The organism is Herminiimonas fonticola, assembly GCF_003293745.1.
GTDB classification, from domain to species: Bacteria; Pseudomonadota; Gammaproteobacteria; order Burkholderiales; family Burkholderiaceae_D; genus Oxalicibacterium; species Oxalicibacterium fonticola.
The window spans coordinates 596,210-616,613 of sequence record NZ_PTLZ01000002.1 but is presented as its reverse complement, the minus strand read 5'-3'; the positions used below and the strand labels follow the sequence as shown (position 1 = coordinate 616,613).

The 20,404-nt window shown below is 50.8% G+C and carries 22 protein-coding genes; 5 read left to right on the top strand and 17 right to left on the bottom strand.

The annotated features are described in order from the left end of the window. Nucleotides 1–115: 115 nt before the first annotated feature. Both Hfont_RS10240 and Hfont_RS10235 read left to right on the top strand, forming a co-directional pair. The gene (locus tag Hfont_RS10240) at nt 116–475 is read left to right on the top strand and encodes a VOC family protein (protein WP_112992268.1); all 360 of its coding nucleotides are present in this window, start codon (nt 116–118) and stop codon (nt 473–475) included. A gap of 110 nt (nt 476–585) precedes the next feature. Further along, nucleotides 586–987: a group III truncated hemoglobin gene (locus tag Hfont_RS10235; protein WP_112992267.1), complete on the top strand. Its 402-nt coding sequence runs from the start codon at nt 586–588 to the stop codon at nt 985–987. 49 nt (nt 988–1,036) lie between these two features. On the opposite strand, the gene thpR is transcribed toward Hfont_RS10235, so the two are convergent. From thpR to guaB, 4 genes are read right to left on the bottom strand one after another with little or no spacing between them, the layout of a single operon-like run. After that, entirely contained in the window at nt 1,037–1,579 is a 543-nt protein-coding gene (gene thpR, locus Hfont_RS10230; RefSeq protein ID WP_162845899.1) for an RNA 2',3'-cyclic phosphodiesterase, read from the bottom strand. A 6-nt stretch (nt 1,580–1,585) separates the two neighbouring features. Further along, entirely contained in the window at nt 1,586–3,205 is a 1,620-nt protein-coding gene (gene guaA, locus Hfont_RS10225; protein WP_112992265.1) for a glutamine-hydrolyzing GMP synthase, read from the bottom strand. A gap of 32 nt (nt 3,206–3,237) precedes the next feature. After that, nucleotides 3,238–3,714, bottom strand: coding sequence for a GAF domain-containing protein (locus tag Hfont_RS10220; RefSeq protein ID WP_241523069.1), 477 nt, complete (start codon nt 3,712–3,714; stop codon nt 3,238–3,240). A gap of 18 nt (nt 3,715–3,732) precedes the next feature. Beyond that, nucleotides 3,733–5,193: an IMP dehydrogenase gene (gene guaB / locus Hfont_RS10215; RefSeq protein WP_112992263.1), complete on the bottom strand. Its 1,461-nt coding sequence runs from the start codon at nt 5,191–5,193 to the stop codon at nt 3,733–3,735. Nucleotides 5,194–5,355: 162 nt separating this feature from the next. On the opposite strand from guaB, the gene Hfont_RS10210 reads away from it, so the two are divergent. Then, nucleotides 5,356–5,862, top strand: coding sequence for a DUF4124 domain-containing protein (locus Hfont_RS10210; RefSeq protein WP_112992262.1), 507 nt, complete (start codon nt 5,356–5,358; stop codon nt 5,860–5,862). Nucleotides 5,863–5,923: 61 nt separating this feature from the next. On the opposite strand, the gene Hfont_RS10205 is transcribed toward Hfont_RS10210, so the two are convergent. Both Hfont_RS10205 and Hfont_RS10200 read right to left on the bottom strand, forming a co-directional pair. Continuing rightward, nucleotides 5,924–6,247, bottom strand: coding sequence for an RnfH family protein (locus Hfont_RS10205; protein WP_421800992.1), 324 nt, complete (start codon nt 6,245–6,247; stop codon nt 5,924–5,926). Then, nucleotides 6,231–6,662, bottom strand: a complete 432-nt coding sequence (locus Hfont_RS10200; RefSeq protein WP_112992260.1) for a type II toxin-antitoxin system RatA family toxin — start codon at nt 6,660–6,662, stop codon at nt 6,231–6,233. Before Hfont_RS10200 ends, Hfont_RS10205 begins: the two co-directional genes overlap by 17 nt. Nucleotides 6,663–6,725: 63 nt before the next feature. On the opposite strand from Hfont_RS10200, the gene smpB reads away from it, so the two are divergent. Then, nucleotides 6,726–7,175 (top strand): SsrA-binding protein SmpB, encoded by a 450-nt coding sequence (gene smpB, locus Hfont_RS10195; RefSeq protein ID WP_112992259.1) that lies wholly within the window; start codon nt 6,726–6,728, stop codon nt 7,173–7,175. A gap of 68 nt (nt 7,176–7,243) precedes the next feature. On the opposite strand, the gene Hfont_RS10190 is transcribed toward smpB, so the two are convergent. The 3 genes from Hfont_RS10190 to ppsA all read right to left on the bottom strand — a co-directional run bounded on the left by Hfont_RS10190 (nt 7,244) and on the right by ppsA (nt 11,312). After that, nucleotides 7,244–8,179, bottom strand: coding sequence for an SPFH domain-containing protein (locus tag Hfont_RS10190; protein WP_112992258.1), 936 nt, complete (start codon nt 8,177–8,179; stop codon nt 7,244–7,246). Nucleotides 8,180–8,240: 61 nt separating this feature from the next. Continuing rightward, on the bottom strand, nt 8,241–8,693 hold the full coding sequence (locus Hfont_RS10185) for an NfeD family protein (RefSeq protein WP_112992257.1): 453 nt from the start codon (nt 8,691–8,693) through the stop codon (nt 8,241–8,243). A 180-nt stretch (nt 8,694–8,873) separates the two neighbouring features. After that, nucleotides 8,874–11,312 (bottom strand): phosphoenolpyruvate synthase, encoded by a 2,439-nt coding sequence (gene ppsA, locus Hfont_RS10180; protein WP_112992256.1) that lies wholly within the window; start codon nt 11,310–11,312, stop codon nt 8,874–8,876. A 182-nt stretch (nt 11,313–11,494) separates the two neighbouring features. On the opposite strand from ppsA, the gene ppsR reads away from it, so the two are divergent. Then, complete coding sequence (gene ppsR, locus Hfont_RS10175) at nt 11,495–12,340, top strand: posphoenolpyruvate synthetase regulatory kinase/phosphorylase PpsR (protein WP_112992453.1); 846 nt, start codon at nt 11,495–11,497, stop codon at nt 12,338–12,340. A gap of 6 nt (nt 12,341–12,346) precedes the next feature. Here ppsR and Hfont_RS10170 read toward each other — a convergent pair whose 3' ends face one another. The 8 genes from Hfont_RS10170 to bamA are packed head-to-tail and all read right to left on the bottom strand — an operon-like array spanning nt 12,347 to nt 20,358. Beyond that, on the bottom strand, nt 12,347–13,141 hold the full coding sequence (locus Hfont_RS10170) for a TrmH family RNA methyltransferase (RefSeq protein WP_112992255.1): 795 nt from the start codon (nt 13,139–13,141) through the stop codon (nt 12,347–12,349). Nucleotides 13,142–13,192: 51 nt separating this feature from the next. After that, a complete protein-coding gene (gene rnhB, locus Hfont_RS10165) occupies nt 13,193–13,807 on the bottom strand; it encodes a ribonuclease HII (RefSeq protein WP_112992254.1) in 615 nt (204 codons plus the stop codon). 38 nt (nt 13,808–13,845) lie between these two features. Next, nucleotides 13,846–15,024: a lipid-A-disaccharide synthase gene (gene lpxB, locus Hfont_RS10160; RefSeq protein WP_112992253.1), complete on the bottom strand. Its 1,179-nt coding sequence runs from the start codon at nt 15,022–15,024 to the stop codon at nt 13,846–13,848. Further along, nucleotides 15,008–15,796 carry an acyl-ACP--UDP-N-acetylglucosamine O-acyltransferase gene (lpxA, locus tag Hfont_RS10155; protein WP_112992252.1) on the bottom strand — a complete coding sequence of 263 codons (789 nt, stop codon included), beginning with the start codon at nt 15,794–15,796 and terminating at the stop codon, nt 15,008–15,010. Before lpxA ends, lpxB begins: the two co-directional genes overlap by 17 nt. Continuing rightward, complete coding sequence (gene fabZ / locus Hfont_RS10150) at nt 15,796–16,302, bottom strand: 3-hydroxyacyl-ACP dehydratase FabZ (RefSeq protein ID WP_112992251.1); 507 nt, start codon at nt 16,300–16,302, stop codon at nt 15,796–15,798. The genes lpxA and fabZ overlap by 1 nt, the downstream gene beginning before the upstream one ends. Continuing rightward, nucleotides 16,295–17,362: a UDP-3-O-(3-hydroxymyristoyl)glucosamine N-acyltransferase gene (gene lpxD / locus Hfont_RS10145; protein WP_112992250.1), complete on the bottom strand. Its 1,068-nt coding sequence runs from the start codon at nt 17,360–17,362 to the stop codon at nt 16,295–16,297. Before lpxD ends, fabZ begins: the two co-directional genes overlap by 8 nt. 14 nt (nt 17,363–17,376) lie before the next feature. Continuing rightward, on the bottom strand, nt 17,377–17,910 hold the full coding sequence (locus Hfont_RS10140; protein WP_112992249.1) for an OmpH/Skp family outer membrane protein: 534 nt from the start codon (nt 17,908–17,910) through the stop codon (nt 17,377–17,379). A 42-nt stretch (nt 17,911–17,952) separates the two neighbouring features. Next, the gene (gene bamA, locus Hfont_RS10135; RefSeq protein WP_112992248.1) at nt 17,953–20,358 is read right to left on the bottom strand and encodes an outer membrane protein assembly factor BamA; all 2,406 of its coding nucleotides are present in this window, start codon (nt 20,356–20,358) and stop codon (nt 17,953–17,955) included. Between the last annotated feature and the right edge of the window lie 46 nt (nt 20,359–20,404).

Here is a 20,404-nt window from a genome sequence, read left to right as displayed (position 1 = left end):
CTACTCTATCGGGCCAGATCAAATATCTGCAGCATGGCATTCCCAGCGCGGTGTAATCAACACGCAATATAATCAGTCGAACATTGATATTGCCAAGCACTGAGGAGAGCCCGTCATGAATCTTCATGAAAAACTTAATTACGTAGAATACCCATCCAAAAATATTGCGGCAACCAAGCAATTCTTTGAAGCCGCTTTTGGATGGAATTTTGTCGATTACGGCCCGGATTACGCGGCTTTTTCGAACGAAGGTTTGGATGGCGGCTTCTACAAATCTGAGCTGGCATCGCATTCTGACAAAGGTGCAGCCCTGCTGGTTTTTTACAGCCAGGAACTTGAATCTACCGAGCAAAAAATCAGGCAAGCTGGTGGCACCATCAGCAAAGAGATTTTTTCATTCCCCGGCGGCCGTCGCTTTCATTTTACTGAACCTAGTGGAAATGAATTTGCGGTGTGGTCTGAGCCTGCTGCATGAGTGAGCATTTCGATTAATGCAATCAAGGGATATCATCTCCTTATTCGCTAGTCATCAAATTTCATATGCACAACGCTCTATCAAATGGGCATCGCTTTTCCGGAGAAAAAATGCTCAACCCCGAACTCTGTACTGAAGAAGAAGTTGCGCAACTTGTGCATGCCTTCTACGCGAAGGTCAGGCAAGACGAAGTGCTCGGCCCCATCTTCAACAGCCAGGTACATGACTGGGATCATCACTTGGTGACGCTAGCCAACTTCTGGTCATCCATCCTTCGTGGCACCGGCAACTACAGCGGCACACCCATGCAAAAGCACGCTGCCATGGCCCATCTGGACGAAGCACTTTTCAAACGCTGGCTGGCACTCTTTGAAGAAACCACAAAAGAACAAGCCAATCAAGCCATGGGCCAGCGTGCCATCACTTCTGCACAACGGATCGCACAAAGTCTTTGGTATGGTTATCAGATGGCCCGTAGTCCGAACGGCATTCCTGCAGATTTGCCCAAATAGAGCTTGCCATCAAAGGGTTGTGCGGCTGTACCTTACCTTAAGTGGCAGCTTACGCAGCACCCAGAGGCCAACGCCCCAATACCTCGTAACGACTTTTCCCGACAAAACTCTTGATCAACACAAATTCGCGAGCTGTCCACTTAACTGGAGCTACCAAAACCTCTTCTTCGACCTTATATTCGTCATAGGAGAGTGTGATGTGCGGAGTGAAAGTCGTTTTTTCTGCAGGGATTCCGCGCCTGCGAAGTGAGTCGCCAAGTTCATAGCGAAACAATTGAAGCGGATTCATGGAGGAACTGCTTGCCAGTACCAACGGCCGCTCTGCTTTTGCAGATCGAAAGCTAAGCACCTTGTCGAAACTAACATCGAAAGCTGGCAATTTTATGGCTGCAGCGGCAGCGTGTGCACTATCCAGCTGCTCTTGTGAAATAGCAGCAAGGTCCCCAACAAAATGCAAAGTAACATGCAACCTGTCAGCGCTTATGAAGCGCGCAGACAGGTCATGTTGAGTACGCAAAGCCGCAGTCACTTCGTTAATCTGCGTGATAGCAGCGACGTCAGGCTGTAAAGCAAAAAACAGACTTTCCGTCACCGGCAATTACTCCCACTCGATCGTCGCTGGTGGCTTACCTGAAATGTCATACACAACACGATTGATGCCGCGTACTTCGTTGATGATGCGATTGGAAACATTACCCAGCAATTCGTGTGGCAGATGCGCCCAGTGTGCCGTCATGAAATCCTGCGTCTGTACAGCACGCAGGGCAACTACATATTCATAGGTACGGCCATCGCCCATCACACCGACTGATTTGACCGGCAGGAATACCGCAAATGCCTGGCTGGTCGCGTCATACCAATTACGATGTGGAATGCCGTTGTCGGTTGCTTCCGATGCACCGGGTGCAAGCACGAATGGTGTCTTGCGCAGTTCTTCGATAAAGATCGCATCAGCACGACGCAACAGATCGGCGAATTCCTTTTTCACTTCACCAAGTATGCGTACGCCAAGGCCTGGGCCAGGGAATGGATGGCGATACACCATGTCATGTGGCAGACCGAGCGCGACGCCGAGTTTGCGCACTTCATCCTTGAACAGTTCGCGTAATGGCTCCAGCAATTTCAGATTCAAGGTTTCCGGCAAACCGCCCACATTGTGGTGGCTCTTGATGGTGTGGCCCTTCTTGCCCTTGCCTGCACTTTCAATGACGTCAGGATAAATCGTGCCTTGCGCCAGCCATTTTGCATTCTTGCGTTTGCCGGCTTCTACCTGGAACACTTCAACAAACTCACGCCCGATGATTTTGCGTTTTGCTTCCGGATCGCTCACGCCAGCCAGATGGCCCATGAACTGATCGACGGCATCGATACGGATCACGTTGACGCCCAGATTGTCGGCAAACATATCCATCACCATCTTGCCTTCGTCCAGACGCAACAGACCGTGATCAACGAAAACGCAGGTCAGTTGATCGCCAATCGCGCGATGGATCAATGCAGCAGCAACGCTACTGTCGACGCCACCAGACAAGCCGAGAATGACTTCATCTGTGCCGACTTGCTGACGGATTTTTTCAACTGCTTCAGCGATGTAATCGGGCATGTTCCAGTCCGATTTGCAGCCGCAAATATCGTGCACGAAGCGCGCGATGATCGCTTTGCCTTGCACCGTGTGCGTGACTTCCGGATGGAACTGGAATGCATACATGCGACGCACTTCGTCAGCCATGCCGGCGATCGGACAATTCGGCGTCGATGCCATCAGCTTGAAACCAGGCGGCATTTCGTTGACCTTGTCGCCGTGGCTCATCCAGACTTTGAGCATGCCGTGACCTTCGGCTGTCGTGAAGTCGCTGATGTCTTTCAACAATGCAGTGTGGCCATGGGCGCGAACTTCGGCGTAACCGAACTCACGCACTGTGCCGTTTTCTACCTTGCCGCCTAACTGCTCCGCCATGGCTTGCATGCCGTAGCAAATACCAAGCACCGGTACGCCCAACTCAAATACGGCTTGCGGTACGCGGGGCGACTCATCGCCTTCGATCACCGAATTCGGGCCGCCGGAAAGAATCACCCCGGCTGCGCCGTAATTGCGAACGAACTCATCGCTGACGTCGTATGGAAAGACTTCAGAAAAAACGCCGGAATCGCGCACGCGACGTGCGATCAATTGGGTAACTTGTGAACCGAAATCGAGGATGAGAATTTTCGAATGCATGAGAGTGAGCTTAGCGTTTCAAGGTGGAACAATTATTTAGAGGAATCAGTACTGGATGGTGCGACTTCATACGCGGAAAAGTGCAATTCCCGCTCCAGCAGTGCCACTAGATCAGTCATCCAGTGAGCATCGCCAGCGGTAAAGGCGCGTGAACGTTCGTGTATCAACGCCACCCTGCCAACAATATTCCCTGTGCGATTACGCAGTGGGTGCACCGCATAAAACCGTACTTCGAAGTTATCGATCTTGCCTAATGCAGGACTGAATGGCGACGATTTCTCCGGCATTACATGCAAGACTTCACCCAAAGGTAGCTGCGCGCAATATTGATGCGAGTGCGTATGAAGTCCAGATCCTTCGCCGTCTAAATGTACGACACAGGCGGTGACACCAAACAGACTTTTTCCCAAGCGCTCGATACGGGCAACAGCATCAGAAAAACTTTCATGCTGCCGTACACCCGCATTCGGCATGACATTACTGCCGCTAGCGCTGGGAGAATCTGTCATTTCACTACCGTAACGATCTTAGTCAGCACGGTAGTTCGGCGCTTCCTTCGTGATCTGCACATCATGCACATGCGATTCACGCATGCCGGCCGAGGTGATTTCCACAAATTCTGCTGTGTCGCGGAACTCATCTATCGTCGAGCAACCGCAGTAACCCATGGATGAACGCACGCCACCTACCAGTTGATACAAAATCGTGACCATGCTGCCTTTGTAGGCAACGCGACCTTCGATACCTTCCGGCACGAACTTGTCGACGTTGTTCGCTGGGTCCTGGAAGTAGCGATCGGCCGAGCCGTCCGCCATCGCGCCCAAACTGCCCATGCCGCGATACGCTTTATAGCTGCGACCCTGGAACAGAATCACTTCGCCCGGCGCTTCATCGGTGCCGGCAAACATACTGCCCATCATCACAGTCGATGCACCAGCTGCCAGCGCCTTGGAAATATCACCGGAAAAACGAATGCCACCATCAGCGATACACGGCACGCCGGTACCCTTGAGCGCCTCCGCCACATTGGAAATCGCAGTAATTTGCGGCACACCGACGCCAGCGACGATACGCGTCGTACAAATCGAACCTGGGCCAATACCGACCTTGACACCATCCGCGCCATGTTCAACTAGCGCCAGCGCAGCAGCGGCGGTAGCGATATTGCCGCCGATGACGTCCACGCCTTTGTAGTTATCCTTGATCCAACGCACGCGATCCAGCACGCCTTTGGAATGTCCGTGCGCAGTATCGACCACGATCACGTCCACACCGGCTTTGACCAGCAGATCGACGCGTTCGTCGTTATCAGCACCGACACCAACGGCAGCGCCGACGCGCAATTTACCCTGGCTGTCTTTCGATGCCAGCGGATGCTCGGTCGCTTTTTGAATATCCTTGGCGGTAATCAGTCCGCGCAATTCAAATGCGGCATTGACGACCAGCACGCGTTCCAGACGGTGCTTGTTCATCAGACGTTTGGCTTCCACCAGATCAGCGCCTTCCTGCACGCAAACCAGCTTGTCTTTCGGCGTCATCTTGCTGCTGACAGGCGCATCCAGTTCGTTTTCAAAACGCAGATCGCGATTGGTAATGATGCCAACGACATTCTTGCCTTCGACGACAGGGAAACCGCTAATGCCGTGTTGTTGCGACAAGGCGATCACATCGCGAATCTTGGTGTTCGGAGGAATCGTGATCGGATCTCGGACTACGCCGGATTCGAAGCGCTTGACCTTGGCGACTTCGCGCGCCTGCTCGGCGGCGGTCAGATTCTTGTGAATGATGCCGATACCACCTTCTTGAGCCATCGCAATGGCAAGGCGCGCTTCGGTCACGGTATCCATCGCTGCGGACAGCAAAGGGATATTCAACGTGATGTTGCGCGACAGGCGCGTAACAAGAGAAGTATCTTTAGGGAGAATGTCGGAATAAGCCGGGACCAGCAGCACGTCATCGAATGTGAGTGCTTTTTGTAATAAACGCATAGTGTTTTCCTAGTGGCGCAAAAGCGAATTATACAGAAATCCGTTTAATGCGTCCCGCCCTTGCGACAAGATGGCTGCAAATTTTCCTTTTGCATTGACAGACCAGAGGAAGCATGGCGAAATCGCACAAGTATTTACCCCGCCCTTTCTTGAGGATTTGTCATGCATGCATCCGGTTTGAAACGTTTTACTGTTGCCATTGTGTTAGCTAGCTGCGCCGGCGCCGCTTTGGCGCAATATGTCTGGCTGAATGAACGAGGCGTCAAACAGTACTCCGACACACCGCCGCCAGCATCGGTACCAAACAGCAAAATCCTGAAATCACCTAAGGGGTCGACGCAAGCCAGCGCTCCAGCCAAAGCCGCGGACGAAACAGCCAGCGAAGGCGACGTAGCAAAGAAAGCGCCAGAGACAATCGCAGAAAAGAACGCCGACTACAATAAACGCAAGACGGCGCAGGCAGAAAAAGACAAGGAAGCAGAGCAAAAGGCAAAACTGGCTGCCGACAAGAAGAAAAACTGTGAACAAGCCAGTAATTACAAGCGCACCTTGGATTCAGGTGACCGCATCAGTCTCAGGGACAAATCCGGCGAACGCTCCTATATGACTGATGAAGAACGTGCGCAAGAGACACGCAACAATAATCGCGTGCTGGATGAATGCAAATAGAAATTAAAAAAGCCGTTGAAATTCAACGGTTTTTTGTATGGATCAATATTGCTCAATGCAATCAGAGCTTCTTTTTAGCGTCTTTGCTTTCAGCGCGCTTGCGGCGTGAATCTTTTGGATCTGCGATCAAGGGTCGGTAGATTTCAATTCGATCATGTTCGCGCAGCACCGTATCCAGCGTCTTCAACTTGCCGTAAATCCCGACACGCCAGACGCTGACGTCAATTTCCGGTGCCTGCTGAATAATCCCGCTGCTCTGGATCGCTTGCTGGATGGTTGTGCCAGGCACAACCGTCTGCTCCAGCAAAAACTGCTTATCCGGTCTCGCATAGCAAACCTGGACATGGATAGAAGCAAGAGCAGATGCGTCAGCCATACACTGCATCCGCACGCTTGCTGAATGAGTCGACAAAGCTGGTAGCGATCATATTGAATACCGGGCCGATAATGGATTCGATCAATCGATTCGAGAATTCATACTGCAGGTCGAATTCAATCTTGCATGCATCTTCGCGCAAGGACTTGAATACCCATGTACCATGCAGCTCCTTGAACGGTCCCTCAAGCAAACGCATCGTCATCGACACCGATTGCACCGTAGTATTCTCGGTCGTGAAACTTTGCTTGATGCCGTGATAGTTGATCATGATGCTCGCCACCAGCCTGCCGTCTTCGCGCTGCTTGACGTCAACGCCACCGCACCATGGCAAAAACTGAGGATAATCCTCAACCCTATCGACTAGCGCGAACATCTGTTCGGCGCTGTAACCCAGCAAGACTGTTTTATGCACTACTGCCATTGAATATAAACCGTTTGATAGAATCGCAGACTCGTCATTTTAACCGACCATTAGCCGAAACTCATGAGCATTGTTGATAACAGAAAAGCATTTCACGATTATTTTATCGAGGAGCGCTTCGAGGCCGGCATCGTACTGCAGGGTTGGGAAGTCAAGGCCATACGCGCCGGACGCTCGCAATTGAAGGAAGCGTACGTAATCGTGCGCAATGATGAAATCTTCCTGTTTGGCGCGCATATCAGCCCTTTGGCATCTGCTTCCACGCACGTGACGCCCGATCCGGTGCGCACACGCAAGCTGCTGCTGAAAGCGGATGAAATCAAGAAACTCACCATCAAGGTCGAGCGTGCCGGCTATACGCTGGTGCCGCTGAATCTGCATTTTCAAAAAGGCTATATCAAATGCGAAATCGGGCTGGCCAAAGGTAAAAAGCAGCACGACAAACGCGATAGCGAAAAAGAGCGTGATACTCAGCGCGAAATTCAGTCTGTGATGAAACAGAATCGACGATAAAAAAACGGCGCTCAAGGCGCCGTTTTTTTATTGCGAGGTCTATTCAGTAAAAACCAACCACCGTCAATTTACAATTTCGTTTGCGTGCCTTGCGATTTCACGACTTGTAGTGCAGTCGCAATCAAGCCGCCCATATCGCCCAGATTGGCTGGAATGATGATGGAATTGTTTGTCTTCGCCAGCTTGCCGAAAGCTTCCACATACTGTTCGGCCACCTTCAGATTCACTGCATCGGAACCGCCTGGCTCTTGAATCGCCGCTGCGGTTTTGCGTATCGCCTCGGCACTCGCCACCGCAATCGACAGAATGGCAGAAGCTTCACCTTGCGCACGATTAATCGCAGCTTGCTTCTCGCCTTCTGAACGCGCAATCGATGCTTCACGCTCGCCGGTCGCGATATTGATCTGCTCTTGCTTGCGGCCTTCGGATGCGGCAATCAGCGCACGCTTTTCACGTTCTGCAGTAATTTGCGATTGCATCGCGTGCAAAATTTCACGCGGTGGCGTCAAATCCTTGATCTCGTAACGTAAAACCTTCACGCCCCAGTTCGCAGCCGATTCATCAACCGCACCGACGACGCTGTGATTGATCAGATCGCGTTCTTCAAAGGTCTTATCCAGTTCCATGCGGCCGATAACTGAACGCAAGGTCGTTTGCGCCAGTTGCGAAATCGCAGAAATGTAATTCGATGAACCATACGATGCACGCATCGGATCGGTCACCTGAAAATACAAAATGCCGTCGACTTCGAGTTGTGTATTGTCTTTGGTGATACAGACTTGCATAGGCACGTCGAGCGGAATTTCTTTCAGCGAATGTTTGTAAGCAATGCGATCAATGAAAGGCAACACGATCTTCAGACCAGGGCCCAGCGTTGCGTGATATTTACCCAGACGTTCAACAACCCATGCATGCTGCTGCGGCACGACATTGACGGTCTTGATGACAAAAACGATGACGACGAAGAGCAAAAAAATAATAGTGGTGCTTGTAGTGCCGAACATGGAAGCTCCTTGGTATGTTGCGATTAGTACGTAAAGTTTTCTGCTGCCTTAAGCAGCAAGTCTAACTACCTGTCGCATTGTTATTAATGACAATCAGACGATTTCCCTGCACTTCCTGAATCCGGAATTGGCCAGCTACTGCCGTGCCGCCGCTGGCTAACTCGATATCCCACAGCGCGCCGCGATACATGACACGTGCGGTGCTTGTTGTACCTGGGGCACTGCGCCACTCTGCGACTTCCAGCGTTTGCCCAATATCCAGGTTCACGCCCGGGTCGCGCGCTGCGTCCAAATTATCCAATTTACCAAAACGGCTGCGACGCAAGGCAAAAGTGGCGATGGCTGCAATGGCTGCAGCAATAATGCACTGCCATGTCCCGCTTGCTCCGCTCAACGCGACAAGACCACCCGCCGCCGCACCGATGGCAATCATCAATAAGTAAAAAGTACCGGTTGCCATTTCCAATATGATCAACACGCATGCCACCGCAAACCAAATCATCCAGTCAGTCATCAGGATTCCTTTAATTCAACAACAAAAAACCCTCGCAGTCCGGAGAGCAACGAGGGTTGAGAAACCACGATAAGGCTTGTTCAGTGTTATCCGGTCGGGTGTGCACAGTCTAGTCTAAAAAACTGTGATGGAAAACAATTTAAGCACCCGACCTTTACACCTACCTATTCAACTACTTTATTACAGACGTTTAGCCAGGTTCTGCCAGGTTTCGATCACAGAATCCGGATTGAGTGAAAGCGAAGTAATACCTTCCTTCATCAACCATTCTGCGAAGTCCGGATGATCCGATGGACCTTGACCGCAGATGCCTACATACTTGCCCTGCTTGCGACATGCTGCAATTGCGCGCGAGAACAAGGCCAGTACAGCAGGATCGCGCTCGTCGAAATCGGCCGCCAGAATCTCCATGCCGGAATCCCTATCCAGGCCCAGCGTCAGTTGCGTCAAATCGTTGGAACCGATAGAGAAACCGTCGAAGTAATTCAGGAATTCTTCCGCCAGAATTGCATTCGATGGCACTTCGCACATCATGACGATGCGCAAGCCGTTTTCACCACGCTTCAAACCATTCTTCGCCAGCAGATTGATGACTTTTTCTGCCTGACCCAAGGTACGAACGAACGGCACCATGATCTCGACGTTAGTCAAGCCCATCTCATCGCGCACGCGCTTCATCGCCTTGCATTCCATTTCGAACGATTCGGCAAAATCCGGTGCGAGGTAACGTGCTACACCGCGGAAACCCAGCATAGGATTTTCTTCATCCGGTTCGTAACGCGAACCGCCGATCAGTTTCTTGTACTCGTTCGATTTAAAATCCGACAGACGCACAATCACCGGCTTAGGCCAGAATGCAGCACCGATGGTGGCGATGCCTTCTGCCAGTTTGTCGATATAAAATGCCCTAGGCGACGCGTGACCGCGTGCAACCGATTCCACTGCCTTCTTCAAATCCGGATCGATGTTCGGATATTCCAGAATTGCTTTTGGATGCACGCCGATATTGTTGTTGATGATGAATTCCAGACGCGCCAGACCGACACCTGCATTTGGAATCGACTGGAAATCAAACGCGAGCTGAGGATTACCGACGTTAAGCGTGATCTTCAATGGCAGTTCAGGCAAATCGCCACGTGCGATTTCCGTCACTTCGGATTCCAGCAAGCCGTCGTAAACTTTACCTTCATCGCCTTCAGCGCATGAGACCGTTACCAGTGCGCCATCCTTCAACAACTCGGTGGCATCACCGCAACCAACAACAGCCGGCACGCCGAGTTCACGCGCAATAATCGCGGCGTGACAGGTACGACCACCGCGATTGGTAATGATGGCGGAGGCGCGCTTCATGACCGGTTCCCAGTTCGGGTCTGTCATATCGGCGACCAATACATCACCTGGTTGCACGCGCTCCATATCTGCCGCATCAAGAATCACGCGAACAGGACCAGCACCGATCTTCTGACCAATGGCGCGACCGACAGTCAACACTGTGCCGCTACCTTTCATCTTGAAGCGTTGCTGCACATCGGTCGGTTTTTGTTGCGACTTGACGGTTTCCGGACGCGCTTGCAAGATGTACAGCTTGCCATCCAGACCGTCCTTGCCCCATTCGATATCCATCGGACGACCGTAGTGCTTTTCAATGATGACTGCGTACTTTGCGAGTTGCACGATTTCTTCATCGGTCAGCGAGTAGCGATTGCGCATGCCGATAGGTACATCGACGGTTTGCACTGAACGCCCTGCTTTCGCTTCTGCAGTGAATTCCATCTTGATCAGTTTGGAACCGATGTTGCGACGGATGATAGGCAGCTTGCCTTGTTCCAGCATAGGCTTGTGCACATAGAATTCGTCGGGATTGACGGCACCCTGCACCACTGTTTCGCCCAGACCGTAGCTGGACGTGATGAAGACTACATCCGTGAAACCGGATTCCGTATCCAGCGTAAACATCACGCCAGCAGAACCCAGATCAGAACGCACCATGCGCTGCACACCAGCCGACAATGCGACTTCGGCATGAGTGAAACCTTTGTGTACACGATAGGAAATGGCGCGGTCGTTGTACAGCGAAGCGAACACGTGCTTGATGGCTTCCAGCACATTATCGATGCCGACTACATTGAGGAAGGTTTCCTGCTGACCGGCAAACGACGCATCCGGCAAATCTTCAGCGGTCGCGGAAGAACGCACGGCAAACGACATTTCCTTGGATGAATCCGCAGAAAGATTTTGATAGAACTGTGTGATTTCGTTCAGGAGTCGCGGCTGGAATGGTGTTTCCACGATCCAGTTGCGAATATCGGCACCCGCCTGTGCAAGCGCACGCACGTCATCGATATTCAAATCGGCAAGCCGATCTGCAATGCGTTGCGCCAGACTCAGCCCACCGCCTTCGCTATGTTCAAGGAAATCCCGAAACGCCTGTGCCGTAGTAGCAAAACCGCCCGGTACTCGAACACCAGCTTCTGCAAGCTGGCTGATCATTTCTCCCAATGAAGAGTTTTTTCCTCCTACAGTGTCCACATCGGACATCCGGAGATGTTCGAAGGAAATGACGTAATTTCCTTCACCTACCTGGTCATGCTTAATGCCAGTGTTTACAACGTTCGACATAACAACCTCTGCTTTGATGACAAGAAATCTTCATGCGTGCCTTTCTTAGGCGACAGTTTTTGTTATTCTTCGAGAGCGGCCTTGGATAAAAACAGCTATTGGCCGCCATTTTACCGAATCCCGTCTCGATGCGCATCGCACCGCAGCATTTTTTTAACTTACAGCAGCCTTACATTTCAATCATGTCTACACTCGTTGATCGCACCATCGCCAGCGCACGTACCGTTTTTTTCGTTTCCGATGGCACCGGCATCACTGCTGAAACCTTTGGTCACTCAGTGTTGACGCAATTCGATCTGCGCTTCAAACAAATACGATTACCATTCATCGACACCTTGGACAAGGCGCATGATGCACTGCGCAAAATCAATGACGCATTTGCGCTCGATGGTCAACGTCCGATCATCTTTTCAACTTTGGTCAAAGCCGAACTATCAAACGTAGTGCGGCAATCCAAAGGCATGCACATGGATTTGATCCAGACCTTCGTCGAACCGCTGGAACAGGAACTGGGTGTGAAATCTACGCATACGATAGGTCGCAGCCATACCAGCACAGATTCTGAGGAATACAAAAACCGGATCGAAGCCATCAATTTTTCGCTGGCGCACGACGATGGGCAATCGAACAAAAATCTGGCGGAAGCAGATGTGATACTGGTCGGCGTCTCCCGTTCCGGCAAAACGCCGACGAGCCTGTTTCTGGCGATGCAATACGGCATCAAGGCCGCAAACTATCCTTTGATACCTGATGATTTTGCGCGAGAAAAACTGCCTGGCGGGCTGCGAGAATACAAGAACAAGATATTCGGCCTCTCGATCGCTCCCGACCGGCTGGCAGAAATCCGTAACGAACGTCTGCCTGGCAGCAAATATGCGGCATTGGCCAACTGTCGTTATGAAATCAATGAAGCGGAAAAAATGATGCGCCGCGAAGGCATACGCTGGATGTCATCAACAACCAAATCGATCGAAGAGATTGCCGCGACGATATTGCAGGAAATCAAATCCGAACAACGCCCGGATTGAGAAAAGTTACTTTGAAGTTTGTTGGCGTACTTGCTCGAAGAAACACACTGCCGAGCTTGCTGCAACATTCAGCGACTCAATCGCGCCCAGATGTGGAATCGTGGCTTGATGCGTGGACAGGGCCAGCAAATGTTCAGCCACACCTTGCCCTTCATGCCCAAACAACCAGGCGACCGGCTGCGTCAAGTCCAGATCGTAAATACGTTTTTTTGCATATGAGCTGGTTGCGATAACCGGAATATCGGCGCGCTTGATCAATGCTTCCAGATCGACATTTTCAAATATCTCTATTAAAAAATGTGCGCCCATCCCTGCGCGCAATACCTTGGGCGACCACGCGAAAGTCGTTCCCGGGCTGCAAAACACCTGCTTGATCCCTGCTGCCGCTGCGCTACGCACGATAGAACCGAAATTGCCAGGATCCTGCACCTTATCCAGCAAGACTGCAGACTGCACCAAGCGTTGTGGCTCCATCTGCTCTGGCGTGTCAATCACAAACAAGATATCAATGCCGTGTTCGACCTGGCTTAAAGCATGAAACAAGGCATCCGGCAGCACGATGCTTTGGGTTTCGCTATTACCGCATTCCTGCAGAATGACGGTCACTTCGCTATTGAGCAAAGCAGTTTCACTGACGATGCAAAGAGGCGGCATGCCGACTTGCTGCAAGTACGCTTCGCACAGATGCACACCGTCCAGCAGAGTGCGCCCCGCCTTGCGACGAGCTTGTGAACTGGTAGCGAGATGCTTCAACTCTTTATAAAGTGGATTGTCGCGCGATGAAATTGTTTTGAGCGTCATGGTAAGCAGAAATGCATCTGGCGGATTTTGTCGCGACTATTTGTTGACTTATTATTTATTAAGTAAGGCACGCACAGGCGCGTACGACTTGCGATGCACAGGCGACACGCCATGTTCACGCAGACGTTCCATATGCAAAGCCGTTGGATAACCTTTGTGCTGATCGAAAGCGTAATGCGGATATTCAATATGCAGCAATCCGAGAGCATGGTCGCGCGCGGTTTTTGCCAGAATCGATGCAGCAGAAATCGCCGGAACTTTGTCGTCACCCTTGATAATTGCTTCGCCACGAACGGTCATGACCGGGCAGCGATTGCCATCGATCAGTGCCAACGTCGGCGTAATATGCAGCCCCTCAATTGCGCGACGCATCGCCAGCATGGTGGCTTGCAGGATGTTCAAGGTGTCGATTTCTTCTTCTGAACATTGTGCAATCGACCAGGACAATGCATGCGACTTGATCTCTATCGCCAATGCATCGCGCTTTGCCTCTGTGAGTTTCTTTGAGTCGCGCAAACCATCAATCGGACGCAGTGGATCAAGGATCACGGCTGCAGCAAAAACAGGGCCGGCCAATGGGCCGCGACCAGCTTCATCCACGCCACAGATGACATCCTCGTCCAGACTAGTGAACAGCGAAAGATTGGTATCGATTTTTTTTACCATGGCTATGTGCTTGCTTTATTAGTGACCGTGTATGTGTCTCAAGCACGCGGTGATTGCGCAATCAATTCCAGTACGGCGCGCGCACTTTCTGCAGCCGTATCGCGTAACAAAGTGTGGTGCATTTCAGTGAAGCGACGCTGCAGGTATTCCCTATGTGCACCATCCTGTAATTGTTTCCACAGCGCGTCTGCCAGCGCTTCAGGTATCGCTGCATCCTGCAATAGTTCCGGCACCAAAAATTCCTGCGCAAGAATATTCGGCAAACCTATCCAAGGCTGATAACCCATATGCCGTAACACATGCCAGGAAGCACGCATCATCTTGTAGGCGATTACCATTGGCTTTTTGAACAGGGCAACTTCCAGCGATGCAGTGCCGGATGCCACCATGACTGCATCTGCTGCTGCCAGTGCGCGATGCGATTGCCCGTCTATGACCTTGATCTGCACATCCTGCAAGCCGGCCTGCACAATCAATTCATTGAAGTAGCGATGCTGCGCGTCGCCAGCCATGGGAGCAACAAACTGCAGCGACGGATCACGTTGCAACAATAGTTTGGCGGCTGCCACAAAAGCCACCGCATTGTATTTCAGCTCCGACATCCTACTGCCCGGCAGCAGTGCCACGACAGGCGTGTTAGCCGGCAATCCCAAGGCCATGCGAGCTCCAGCCTGATCCGGCACCATCGGTATGACTTGCGCCAAAGGATGGCCAACATAGGTCGCTGGAATACCTGCCTTGCGATAAATCTCTTCTTCAAATGGAAAGATGACCAGCATATGCGATACGGCACGTGCAATCTTCTTGATGCGCCCGCCGCGCCAGGCCCAGATCGAGGGGCCTATAAAATGCATGGTGGGAATACCGGCGTTTTTCAATTGCGCTTCAAGTCCCAGATTGAAATCAGGTGCATCGACGCCGATGAAAACGGCCGGCCGCTCTATCAATAATTGATCGCGCAATGCGATTTGAATACCTTTGATTTCGCGATAATGTGCGAGCACTTCGAACAGCCCGCGCACCGACAATTTCTCCATAGGAAAATCGCTGATGAAGCCGTGTTCTGCCATATACGGCCCGCCTATGCCGTGCATTAATGCGTCAGGCAATTGAGGGCGCAAACCGGACAACAAGCGCCCCGCCAGCAGATCGCCGGAAGTTTCACCGGCGACCATTGCTATCGAGGTCTTGCCTGTTGCGTCAGCGGATGATGCCACGAGGAGATGCTGCTATGAATTCGCGCAATTGCCGCAGATAAGGAGCAGCGTCGGGAGAGTTGTTTTCTTCGAGCAGTAACGCGGCCTTGGCTTCTTCCAGCGGCAAACCAGAACGATAAATCGTTTTGTAGCCACGCTTGATTGCCATGATTTGTTCGCTGCTGAAACCGCGACGCTTTAAACCTTCGCTATTGATCCCTGCCGGTACTGCACGGTTTCCCGCTGCAGTGACGAAAGGTGGAATGTCCTGACTGACGGCCGCAGTGAATGCCGTCATCGCATGTTCGCCTATGCGACAGAATTGATGCACAGACGTAAAGCCACCGAGAAAGACCCAGTCTTCCAGATGAACATGGCCGGCCAGCGTCGCATTGTTGGCAAGGATAATGTTGTTACCCAGCTGACAATCATGCGCAATATGCACATAAGCCATGATCCAGTTGTCGCTACCCAGGCGCGTGATGTTTGCATCCTGCGTCGTACCTAGATTGATGGTGACGAATTCACGTATCGTATTGCGATCGCCGATAGACAGTTGCGTCGGCTCGCCCGCATATTTCTTGTCTTGTGGTGCAGCACCGATGGAAGCGAACTGGAATATCGTATTGTCGACACCGATCGTCGTATGTCCCTCCACGACGACATGCGGACCGATTTTTGTGCGCGCGCCAATTTTTACATTGGGCCCGATAACCGAATACGCACCAACCTCGACCGACGCATCAAGTTGCGCCTTCGGATCAACAATCGCGGTTGGATGAATCAAGCTCATTACTGCCCCGCAGCTGGACTTGGTTCGTTGATGGTACGCATTGTGCACATCAGTTCTGCTTCAAGCGCGAGTTGGCCATCTACCGAACCGGTCGCTTTATATTTCCAGATGCCACGCGCGTTACGCAGGATTTCAACTTCCATTTTCAACTGATCGCCAGGTTCGACTGGACGCTTGAAGCGCGCACCATCGATACCGATGAAGTACACCACGCTATTGTCATCAGGTTTTTGACCCATCGTCAGGAACGATAGCAAAGCGGCAGTTTGCGCCAGCGCTTCAATCATCAATACACCTGGCATCACCGGCTTGTGCGGGAAATGGCCATTGAAAAATTCTTCATTCGCCGTAACGTTTTTGATTGCGGTAATCGATTTACCCGATTCCCAGGTCAATACGCGATCAACCAGCAGCATGGGATAGCGATGCGGCAAATATTGTTTGATCTGATTGATATCCAGCGTTTTTGACACTGCTTTTACATCCGCATTTGGTTCGTTACTCATTTGGTTCTTCACTCTCGTTATTGCCTAGCGATTTAATTGTTTTTTCCAGCTGCCGAATTTTCTCACGCATCGTCGGTAAATTGCGCACTATGACGGCAGATTTTTCCCAATCGGCATTTTTTGCCAATGGATAAAACCCTGTGTATTGTCCCTTTTCATGGATAGAGCGTGACACCATGCTGCCCGACGAAATATGCACATTATCCGCAATCGTCAGGTGACCTAGCACCATGGCCGCGCCGCCAAATGTGCAATGCTTGCCGATAATCGCGCTACCCGCCACGCCGACGCAGCCAGCCATCGCGGTGTGCGCGCCTATATGGCAATTGTGACCAATCTGGATTTGATTATCGAGTTTGACACCGTCTTCAATCACGGTATCGGCAAGGGCACCGCGATCGATAGATGTATTCGCTCCAATTTCGACATCATCGCCGATTTTGACTGTACCGGTTTGCGGGATCTTGATCCAAGCCCCACCTTCATTGGCAAAGCCAAAGCCATCTGCACCTATCACAGCACCGGAGTGAATGATTCCACGCTTGCCGATCTGGCAGCCAGCCAAAAATGTAACGCGCGGATAAAAATGCGTTGCACTGCCAACTCGCGCATCAGCCCCGACAAAGCACCCTGCTCCAATCACGCAAGCATCCTCAATGATGGCGCCAGCTTCGATAGTGACGTGTGGTCCGATGGAAGCGCTAGCCGCAACCTGTGCTTGCGGGTCAACAGCAGCAGTAGGATGAATACCATGCGGTGCCACTCGCGCATTCAATGATGCAAAAAATTGTGCGGAGCGCGCGAAATAGGCGTACGGATTGGTCACGACAATACGCGCACCGGAATATGTCGCGCCCACGACTTCATCGTCTGGAGGAGACAAAATCAAAGCGGCCGCACGAGTTTGTGCAGCCTGCCCTCTAAACTTGGGATTGGAAAGAAACGTGATGTGCGATGCTGAAGCATCGCTTAACGGTGCAATACCGACGACTTCAATGTCAGCATTGCCGATCAACCGGCCCCCCAAGCGTTCGACTAATTCTCCCAGCCGAGTGCTCATCGTTGCCTTTTATATTATTTGCTCAAAGCCTTGAGCACTTTGTCAGTGATATCGATACGCGGGCTGATATAAACCGCTTCCTGCAGCACGATATCGTATTTTTCCGCTTCAGCGATCTGCTTGATCACCTTATTGGTACGGTCGATGACATTTGCCATTTCTTCGTTACGACGCTGGTTCAAATCTTCCTTGAATTCACGCTGCGTACGTTGAAAATCCTTGTCGACCTCAGCCAGTTCACGCTGACGCTTGGTACGATCCGAATCTGACAATACTGCTGCATCTTTATCCAGCTTGTCTGCCATGGCTTTTAAACGTGTTGCCAAATCCTGCAAATTTTTCTCGCGCTTGGAGAATTCCTGTTCGATCTTTACTTGTGCAGCTTTGTAAGGTGCGGCTTCGCGGAAAATGCGTTCGGTACTGACGACACCAATTTTCATTTCCTGCGCTTGCACACCAGAAACCAAGAACAACCCTGCGACAAATAATGTCAGGCCTTTGGATGCTACTGATAATTTAGATAATGACTTCAAAATAATTCTCCGCATTTCAAATTTCAATTACTAATTTTTGATTATGCCTCAAAGCGATTAGAAACCTGTACCCAACTGGAATTGAAAGGCTTGGGTTTTATCACGTTTTGTGACATCGGCACTATCATCGGCATTCAATGCCTTGCCAAAACTCAACTTCAACGGTCCGATTGGCGATATCCAGCTTAAACCTATACCCACCGAGGTTTTCAAGTCTCCACCGAACCCATCTTTATATACATTACCAGCATCAAAGAAAGTAAACCAGCGCAAGCTCCGATCTATTCCTGATCCAGGAAATGGAAATTGCAACTCAGCATTGAAAATGAGTCGTGACGAACCGCCCAATGGATCACCAGTGATTTCATCTTTGGGGCCGAGCGATGAACTTTCATAACCGCGCACGGAACCAATACCACCGGCATAGAAGTTCTTGAAGATAGGGTAAACCTTTCCGCCCAGAGCTTTACCGTAATTAACCTCGCCGTTCAATGCCAATGTCGTACTACTGAACAAAGGTCGGAACCATTGCTGCTGGTAAGTTGCGCGGAAATAATTCGAATCGCCCGCTGGCGAAATTTCAAAGTTAGCGCGCTGATAACGGCCTTTAGTTGGCACCAATGCACTATCGCGATTATCGCGCTGCCAAGCTGCTGTTAAAGGCAGTGCAGTCGCAGAAGCATCGTGCTGCCCCTCTTGGAAAGCACTGCGAGGGTCATCCTTTCTGGCAACTCCATTGATATTGTCTACATAGCGCCGGTATGCGTCAGGACTAGTAGTGTTATTAGTAACCGTGCCGTTTGTGTTTGTATATGTTTCAAGGTCTGTTTGCTCTATACCAATACCGAAAAACACGCGGTCATATTCTGAAAACGGCACACCGAATTTAACATTGGCACCGTTTGTGCGAATACGATAATCGCCGGTATTTATGGTCGGCGGTCGGGTCGTGCGGGTAAATACTTCATAACTGCGACTAATGCCATCGTCAGTGAAGTATGGATTTGTGCTAGACAATGCAATGGTGCGATTCAATTTGCTGGTATTGACATCAATACCAACTGTGTTGCCACTACCAAAAGCATTTGCCTGATTAATCGCACCACTCAAGGACAATTTTTCCGAACTGGAAAAACCTGCACCCAGCATAATGTTACCGGTCGGTTTTTCTGTAACAGCAAGATTGACATCGACCTGATCAGTCTTGCCAGGAACGTCCGGTGTTTCGACAGTGACCTCATTGAAGTAGTCGAGACGATCGACACGATCACGCGACAGTTTAATTTTTTCACCGTCGTACCAGGAATTTTCAAACTGACGCAACTCGCGGCGAATGACTTCATCGCGTGTTTTAGTATTGCCGGAAATATTGATATTGCGAACGTATACGCGCTTGCCCGGATCAATCAGTATCGTGAAAGCCACTTCTTTCTTGTCACGATCCAATTGCGGATTTGCATTCACGTTGGCGAAGGCGTAACCGAAGTTGCCGAGACGTTCTGAAATGTTTTTCGTACTCGCCGTCAATTTTTCACCGGAATAAACATCACCTTTTTTCAATTGCAACAGCGACTTCAATTCCTCTTCACGACCAAACATCTCACCTTCGAGTTTGATATCGGAAACGGAGTACTTCTCACCTTCTTTAATATTGACGGTGATGTAAATATCTTTTTTATCCGGCGAGATCGAAACCTGTGTCGACTCTATCTGCATCTCGATATAACCGCGATCCAGATAAAACGATTTCATCTTCTCAATGTCACCAGCCAGTTTTTGTTTTGAATATTGATCTGCCTTCGAATACCAGGTAAACCAGCCCGGTGTGCTCAGGCTCATGTTCTTGATTAATTCTTTTTCGCTGAAAGCCTTGCTACCGATGATGTTAATGTTCTTAATGCGCGAAACATCACCCTCTTCGACTGCAAACGTGATCGATACACGATTGCGCTCTATCGGCGTTACCGTCGTGGTGATCACAACGCTATACAAACCGCGCGACAAATACTGACGCTTCAGTTCCTGTTCGGCACGATCGACCAAGGCCTTGTCGAAAATCCGCGATTCGCCAACGCCGATTTCTTTCAGCGCCTTCGTCAACTGTTCCTTGTCGAATTCCTTGGTGCCGGTAAATTCAACGGCGGCAATCGCAGGACGCTCTTCAACGAAAACAACCAGCACATCGCCTTCAACCTCGATACGCACGTCCTTGAAAAAACCGGTTGCGTACAAAGCCTTGATCGCAGTCGCACCTTTTTCATCGGTAAACGTTTCACCTACCCGTACCGGCAAATAGCTGAAAACCGTGCCCGCTTCTGTACGCTGAATCCCCTCAACGCGTATGTCCTTTACAGTAAAAGGATCAGCCGCATGCGCGTAGCCGGAGCACAATGCAAAGGCAGCAACAGCGATAAGGTGACGAGGGAAAGTCGGCAAAGAGAAACGTTCTGAATATAATTTCATTGGCTATCGTAGATTGAGATACTAGTCAGACTTGGGTTCGTTGAAA